This is a genomic window from Bacteroides sp. 224 (assembly GCF_010500995.1).
In the GTDB taxonomy this organism is placed as follows: Bacteria; Bacteroidota; Bacteroidia; order Bacteroidales; family Bacteroidaceae; genus Bacteroides.
Genome location: NZ_QVMK01000043.1, coordinates 20,162 through 28,158, shown reverse-complemented (window position 1 = coordinate 28,158; position 7,997 = coordinate 20,162). Strand labels below are relative to the sequence as shown.

7 protein-coding genes are annotated in these 7,997 nt (G+C 38.1%); all 7 read left to right on the top strand.

Features of this window, described 5'->3' with window-relative positions; all coding sequences use genetic code 11:
• The first annotated feature begins 324 nt into the window (after positions 1-324).
• The 7 genes from D0T60_RS16400 to D0T60_RS16370 all read left to right on the top strand — a co-directional run bounded on the left by D0T60_RS16400 (position 325) and on the right by D0T60_RS16370 (position 7,942).
• Entirely contained in the window at positions 325-915 is a 591-nt protein-coding gene (locus D0T60_RS16400) for a hypothetical protein (RefSeq protein WP_163219213.1), read from the top strand.
• A gap of 37 nt (positions 916-952) precedes the next feature.
• Positions 953-1,798 (top strand): DUF2764 family protein, encoded by an 846-nt coding sequence (locus tag D0T60_RS16395; RefSeq protein WP_163219212.1) that lies wholly within the window; start codon positions 953-955, stop codon positions 1,796-1,798.
• Positions 1,799-1,816: 18 nt separating this feature from the next.
• A complete protein-coding gene (locus D0T60_RS16390; protein WP_163219211.1) occupies positions 1,817-3,577 on the top strand; it encodes a V-type ATP synthase subunit A in 1,761 nt (586 codons plus the stop codon).
• Between the two features lie 30 nt (positions 3,578-3,607).
• Positions 3,608-4,933 (top strand): V-type ATP synthase subunit B, encoded by a 1,326-nt coding sequence (locus tag D0T60_RS16385; RefSeq protein ID WP_163219210.1) that lies wholly within the window; start codon positions 3,608-3,610, stop codon positions 4,931-4,933.
• A 91-nt stretch (positions 4,934-5,024) separates the two neighbouring features.
• On the top strand, positions 5,025-5,630 hold the full coding sequence (locus D0T60_RS16380; protein ID WP_163219209.1) for a V-type ATP synthase subunit D: 606 nt from the start codon (positions 5,025-5,027) through the stop codon (positions 5,628-5,630).
• Complete coding sequence (locus D0T60_RS16375) at positions 5,627-7,450, top strand: V-type ATP synthase subunit I (protein WP_163219208.1); 1,824 nt, start codon at positions 5,627-5,629, stop codon at positions 7,448-7,450. Before D0T60_RS16380 ends, D0T60_RS16375 begins: the two co-directional genes overlap by 4 nt.
• 30 nt (positions 7,451-7,480) lie before the next feature.
• Positions 7,481-7,942 (top strand): V-type ATP synthase subunit K, encoded by a 462-nt coding sequence (locus D0T60_RS16370; RefSeq protein WP_163219207.1) that lies wholly within the window; start codon positions 7,481-7,483, stop codon positions 7,940-7,942.
• Positions 7,943-7,997 lie beyond the last annotated feature (55 nt).

Below are 7,997 nucleotides of genomic sequence, written 5' to 3'. Positions count from 1 at the left end.
AAGCCTCGTCACGCTGATGGTACTGCGTAACAGTGGGAGAGTAAGTAGTTGCCGTTTTAATGAAGAGCCTTCTTATCAAAGATGATAGGAAGGCTTTTTTTATGTCCTTATATCACCATGTTGTATTTATTGGGATCTCTTAACCTCTTTTCAACAAAGCCTTCTACCTTTTGAAATATTTGCATTTATACTCAAAACTTTCATAAAGAACATAGTTTTCCCTCGCCTTTTTTTTATTATAAATTGGTTTTTTGTACATTTGAGCAAATTCTCCGAAAAGCTGATAAAAAAACTATAATATAAACTACTAAAAAGTCCTGCTATATGGAAAATAAGATTCAAGAGCTGACCGATAAGATTTATCGTGAAGGTGTAGAAAAAGGTAATGAAGAAGCACAACGACTTATTGATAAAGCTCAGGAAGAAGCTAAAAAAATTATAGAGGATGCTAAAAAAGAAGCGGACTCTATTGTGGCATCTTCTCGTAAATCAGCAAATGAGTTGAGTGAAAATACTAAATCGGAATTGAAACTATTTGCAGGTCAAGCTGTAAATGCGTTGAAGTCGGAAATAACAAACGTCTTAACCGATAAAATTGTTTCTGTTCCTGTGAAAGAGTTTGCAGCGAATAAAGACTTTTTAAATGAGTTTATTGTTGCTCTGGCTTCTAAATGGAGTACCAATGAGCCGATTGTAATTTCAACAGCCGATGCTGACTCTTTAACTAAATATTTCACAGCTAATGCTAAAGCTCTTTTGGATAAAGGTGTGAAAATAGAGCAAGTAAACGGAATCAAAACATTGTTTACAGTATCTCCCGAAGATGGTTCTTATAAAGTGAATTTTGGCGAAGAAGAATTTATGAACTACTTCAAAGAGTTTATACGTCCTCAATTGGTCGAAATGTTATTTTAGTCTCTCCACGCGATCCTCTTAATAAAATATACTATATATGAGTAATTACTACTACTTAATAGCAAGTTTACCGGAATTGAATCTGGAAGATAATAAACTGAGCTATACGGTGGCAGATTTCAAAGAAGAACTCTATTCGCATTTATCAGGTAAGGATAAGAAACTGATTAATCTGTTTTATCTGAAGTTTGATAATGAGAATGTTTTGAAACTGCTTAGAAATAAAGAGGCTGAGATAGATACGAAAGGCAATTACTCCTTAGATACATTATTAGAATATATGCATACCATTAAAGAAGGTGGTAAGGTAAGCTCTAAAGACTTTCCTGCTTATCTTTCTAAATTCATTGCAGATTATTATAATTCGGTTTCTATGGAAGACGAATCTATCTTATTAGAGGATACTTTAGCTGCTTTATATTATAAATATGGCGTAGACTGCAAGAATACATTTATATCTTCTTGGTTTGAGTTTAATCTGACTTTGAATAACATATTTGTAGCTTTGACGGCTCGTAAATATAAAATAGATGCATCTCAAAGTATAATTGGTGATACAGAAGTAACAGAAGCATTGCGTACATCGGGTGCTCGTGATTTTGGTTTGACCGGAGAAGTAGAGTACTTCGAACAACTGGTAAAAATCAACGAGATTGATGAACTCTTAGAGAGAGAACGGAAAATAGATACATTAAAATGGAATTGGGTTGAAGATGCAATATTCTTTAATTATTTCTCTATAGAACGTCTTTTTGCTTTCTTGCTTAAAATAGAAATGATTGAACGCTGGTTGTCATTAGACCGGGAAAGAGGCAGTGAACTCTTCCGTGAAATCATAGAATCACTGAAAGATGACGTGCAGATTCCTGCAGAATTCAAGTAAACAAATTAAAAGAAATATATGGCAACAAAAGGTACTGTTTATGGCATCATAGCCAATATGGTTACTCTCGTCGTTGATGGCCCTGTAGCTCAGAATGAGATATGTTATATCTCTACAGGTGGAGACCGGTTAATGGCAGAGGTTATTAAAGTTGTAGGTAAGAATGTATATGTTCAGGTGTTTGAAAGTACACGTGGATTGAAAGTAGGTGCCGAAGCAGAATTTACCGGTCACATGCTTGAGGTTACATTAGGACCGGGTATGTTATCCAAGAATTATGATGGTCTTCAGAATGACTTGGATAAAATGGAAGGCGTTTTCCTGAAACGCGGTGATTATACTTTCCCTCTTGATAAAGATAAGAAATGGACTTTCAAACCTATTGTTAAGGTGGGCGATAAAGTATTAGCTTCTGCTTGGTTGGGCGAGGTTGAGGAAAACTATCAGCCTTTAAAAATAATGGTTCCGTTTACACAAAAAGGAACTTGCACAGTAAAGTCTATAGCAAAAGAAGGCGAATATAAGATTTATGATACAATAGCCGTGTTGACCGATGAAGACGGAAATGATATTGAAGTCAACATGATTCAAAGATGGCCTGTTAAAAAGGCTATGACCAATTATAAAGAAAAACCCCGTCCATTTAAATTGCTGGAAACCGGAGTACGTGTTATTGATACGTTAAATCCCATTGTAGAAGGTGGTACCGGATTTATTCCCGGTCCTTTCGGTACAGGAAAAACCGTGTTACAGCATGCCATTTCTAAACAAGCAGAAGCAGATATCGTAATTATCGCAGCTTGTGGAGAGCGTGCTAATGAGGTAGTGGAAATCTTTACGGAGTTCCCGGAACTTATCGACCCACATACCGGACATAAATTGATGGAGCGTACCATCATTATCGCCAATACATCCAACATGCCGGTAGCAGCTCGTGAAGCTTCTGTATATACAGCAATGACCATTGCCGAGTATTACCGCGCTATGGGACTAAAAGTGTTGTTGATGGCCGATTCAACTTCTCGTTGGGCACAGGCTTTGCGCGAAATGTCTAACCGTTTGGAAGAGTTGCCCGGTCCCGATGCATTCCCAATGGACCTTTCTTCCATTATATCTAACTTTTACGGTCGTGCAGGTTATGTGTTTTTAGATAATGGAGAAACCGGTTCTATTACCTTTATTGGTACGGTATCACCTGCCGGTGGTAACTTGAAAGAACCTGTAACTGAAAACACAAAGAAAGTAGCCCGTTGTTTCTATGCTTTGGAGCAAGAGCGTGCCGATAAAAAACGTTATCCGGCTGTGAACCCGATCGACTCTTATTCTAAATACATTGAATATCCCGAGTTCGAAGAATATATATCAAAAGCCATCAACTCAGAATGGATTGGAAAAGTAAACGAAGTAAAAACCCGTTTGCAACGTGGTAAAGAAATCGCAGAACAAATCAATATCTTAGGAGACGATGGTGTACCTGTTGAATACCATGTTACTTTCTGGAAATCGGAGCTCATAGACTTTGTGATTTTACAGCAAGATGCGTTCGACGAAGTGGATGCAGTAACTCCAATGGAACGTCAGGAAGCTATCTTAGATATGATTATTGATATTTGTCATACAGAATTTGAATTTGACAATTTCAATGAAGTGATGGATTATTTCAAGAAGATTATCAATGTCTGCAAACAAATGAATTACTCTAAATACCAAAGTGAAGAGTATGAGGGATTCAAAAAGCAATTAGCAGACTTGGTTGCCGAAAGAAGCGTTAAATCGTAAATTGTAAATCGTTAAATAGTAAATAACAAGATGGCAACAAAAGTATTTCAAAAGATATATACCAAGATTACTCAGATTACAAAAGCAACCTGCTCGCTGAAAGCTACAGGAGTAGGGTATGACGAGTTAGCTACTGTGAACGGGAAACTGGCACAGGTAGTAAAAATTGCAGGAGACGATATTACACTTCAGGTATTTGAAGGAACCGAAGGTATACCCACCAATGCAGAAGTTGTGTTTTTAGGTAAAGCTCCTACAATTAAAGTGAGTGAACAATTAGCCGGACGTTTCTTTAATGCGTTTGGAGATCCTATTGACGGAGGTCCGGAGATTGAAGGAACAGAAGTAGAAATTGGTGGTCCTTCCGTAAACCCGGTTCGTCGTAAACAGCCTTCCGAACTGATTGCAACCGGTATTGCAGGTATCGACTTGAACAATACATTGGTATCCGGGCAGAAGATTCCTTTCTTTGCCGATCCGGACCAACCTTATAACCAAGTAATGGCAACTGTGGCGCTACGTGCTCAAACAGATAAAATTATTCTTGGAGGTATGGGGATGACAAACGATGACTACTTGTATTTCAAGAATGTATTCTCGAATGCAGGCGCGCTCGACCGTATTGTGAGTTTCATGAATACCACCGAAGACCCTCCGGTAGAACGTTTGCTTATTCCGGATATGGCCCTGACCTCGGCAGAGTACTTCGCTGTGGAAAAGAATGAAAAAGTATTGGTACTTCTTACGGATATGACTTCTTATGCCGATGCTTTGGCGATTGTATCCAATCGTATGGACCAAATCCCTTCTAAAGATTCTATGCCGGGTTCTATCTATTCTGATTTGGCTAAGATTTACGAGAAGGCGGTACAATTCCCCGAAGGAGGTTCTATTACTATTATTGCTGTAACAACTCTTTCAGGAGGCGATATTACCCATGCAGTACCGGATAATACCGGATATATTACCGAAGGACAGTTATTCTTGCGTCGCGATAGTGATATTGGTAAGGTAATTGTTGACCCATTCCGTTCACTTTCTCGTCTGAAACAGTTGGTGACCGGTAAAAAAACACGTAAAGACCATCCTCAGGTAATGAATGCGGCTGTACGTCTTTATTCGGATGCATCGAATGCCAAAACAAAAATGGAGAATGGTTTCGACTTGACCAATTATGATGAGCGTACGCTTGCTTTCGCAAAAGATTATTCGAATCGTTTGCTGGCCATTGATGTTAATCTGGATACAACAGAGATGCTGGATGTAGCATGGCAATTATTCGGTAAATATTTCCGTCCGGAAGAAGTGAATATCAAAAAAGAATTGATTGACGAGTTCTGGAAAGAAGATCAATAATTAAGAATTAGGAATTAAGAGTTTAGAATTTTCGAATGATCAGAACAATTAATCTTAATACTAAATTCTTAATTCTAAATTAATTAAGCAGATGGCTATAAAATTTCAATATAATAAAACCTCCCTTCAACAGTTGGAAAAGCAGTTGAAAGTACGTGTAAGGACGCTTCCTATCATAAAGAATAAGGAAAGTGCCCTCCGCATGGAAGTAAAGCGCTGCAAAACCGATGCTGTGAAGTTGGAGGAAAGACTGGAAAAACAAATCCAGGCTTATGAAGCCATGTTCGCACTCTGGAATGAATTCGATGCCACATTAATTAAAGTAAAAGACGTTCATCTGGGAGTTCGGAAGATTGCCGGGGTACGTGTTCCTTTACTTGAAAATGTAGATTTTGATATTCGTCCATATAGTTTATTCAATGCTCCAAAATGGTATGCCGACGGTATACACATACTGAAACAGCTTGCATTGACAGCTATCGAAAGAGAGTTTACATTAGCAAAATTGAATTTGCTGGAACATGCGCGAAAGAAAACAACCCAGAAAGTGAATCTTTTTGAGAAGGTTCAAATTCCGGGGTACCAAGATGCCTTGCGTAAGATAAAACGCTTTATGGAAGATGAGGAGAATCTTTCCAAGTCTTCTCAGAAGATACTGAAATCCCAACAAGAGAAAAGAAAGGAGGAAGAGCAATGATTACGAAAATGAAGAAGTTAACCTTTTTGGTTTATCATAAAGAGTATCATGCTTTTTTGAACGATATTCGAGACTTGGGAGTAGTACATGTTGCCGAGAAGCAGCAAGGCGTATTCGATAATACGGAATTGCAGGATAATATTCGTCTGTCGGCTCGAATGGGCGCTGTATCAGATCAGTTTGCAGCATTAAATAGTGCTCGGAAAGTAGCAGTAGATGATTCTAAAGCTGTTTCCGGAAAGAGAACTCAAATTTTGAATGAAGTGGATGAAATTCAAAATGAAAAGTCGAAACTGATACAACAACAGCAAGGATATTTAAAAGATATAAGTTCATTGGAGCCTTGGGGAAACTTTAAACCTCAGAATATAAGCAACTTGCATGAGGCAGGGATGAATGTCAACTTCTATATCTGTCCGGAACGTTCTTATTTGGAAGAGTGGGAAGAGTTATACAATGCGATGGTTATCTCTCGTATTTCTTCAAAGGTATATTTCATCACGATAACCAAAATCGGAGAAGAAATAGACATTGATGCTGAGCATATTAAGGTTCCTACTCACTCATTGGCCGAAGTAAAAGATTTATTGGATAAAACGAATAAGGCCATTGAAGCGAACGAAAACCGTTTATACGATATGGCTGCCCAAGAATCTTCGTCATTGAAGCTGTCCATTCAAGAATTGCATGGCAAAATAGAGTTCTCGAAAGTATTGCTCAATACAGAAAAAACTACCGGAGAGAAGTTAATGTTGCTGCAAGGATGGGTGCCTGTAACCAAAGAGGCGGATGTGAATGCTTATCTTGAAAAGCATCATGCTTATTATGAGATCACCAATCCGACTCCTGATGATGATGTGCCTATCTTGCTGAAGAATAAAGGACTATTTGCCTGGTTCGAGCCTATATGTAAACTATATATGTTGCCTAAATATGGTGAGATGGACTTAACTCCATTCTTTGCTCCGTTTTTCATGGTCTTTTTTGGCCTATGTTTAGGAGATATGGGGTATGGACTGTTCCTGCTTTTATTGGTAACAGGCTATAGATTGTTTACAAAGAATATTGGGCCAACAATGAAGCCTATATTGTCTTTGGTGCAAATACTATCCTTTTCTACCATTGTATTCGGAGCACTGACAGGAGGTTTCTTTGGCTATAGCATTTATGAACTTGATTGGCCGATAGCACAATGGTTAAAGGAAACAGTAGCATTGGATAATAACCAAATGTTCCAGTTATCCTTGATATTGGGAGTGATCCAAATCTTATTTGGTATGATTCTGAAAGTGGTAAATCAAACCATTCAATTCGGGTTTAAATATGCAGTAGCTACTTTAGGGTGGGTTATTCTGTTTATCTCCGTGATTGTGGCTGTATTATTACCTTCGGTTATGCCAATGGGGGGAACCGTACACCTGATTGTATTAGGAATAGCAGCTTTAATGATTTTCCTTTATAACAGTCCGGATAAGAATATCTTTGTAAATATTGGCTTAGGCTTTTGGGATACTTACAATATGGCTACCGGCCTTTTAGGAGATATCCTCTCGTATGTGCGTCTTTTTGCATTAGGTTTATCCGGAGGAATCCTTGCCAGTGTATTTAATAGCCTGGCAGCCGGATTGAAACCGGATAATGTAATAGCCGGGTCTATTGTATTTGTATTGATATTCCTTATAGGTCACGCAATCAATATCTTTATGAATGTGTTGGGAGCTATTGTACACCCGATGCGTTTAACTTTCGTGGAATTTTTCAAAAATGCCGGCTATGAAGGCGGTGGAAAGGAATATAATCCTTTTAAAAGTAGTAAGTGAATAATATAAACAGTAAAAAATAGTAGAATTATGGACATGAATTTATTTATTGCCTATTTAGGTATCGGAATTATGATTGCTTTTTCAGGTATTGGTAGCGCTTTTGGAGTATCTATAGCCGGTAATGCGGCTGTTGGCGCGTTGAAAAAGAACACAAGTGCTTTTGGTAACTTTCTGGTATTAACTGCACTTCCGGGAACACAAGGACTGTATGGATTTGCCGGTTATTTTATGTTCCAGAATATTTTCGGAATGCTTACTCCTGAAATGACAGCTATTCAGTCGGCAGCTATTTTTGGTTCAGGATTGGCTTTGGGTATTGTAGGCTTCGTTACAGCTTATCGTCAGGGACAGATTTGTGCCAATGGTATTGTTGCTATTTCACAAGGACACAACGTGTTTGGTAATACATTGATTATTTCTGTATTCCCAGAGCTTTATGCAATCGTTGCTCTTGCTGCTACTTTCTTGATGGGTAGTGCCTTAGCATAATAAAGAATAGTTTTAAATAATAGCCTCATACGGAAATAGATCTGTATGAGGCTTT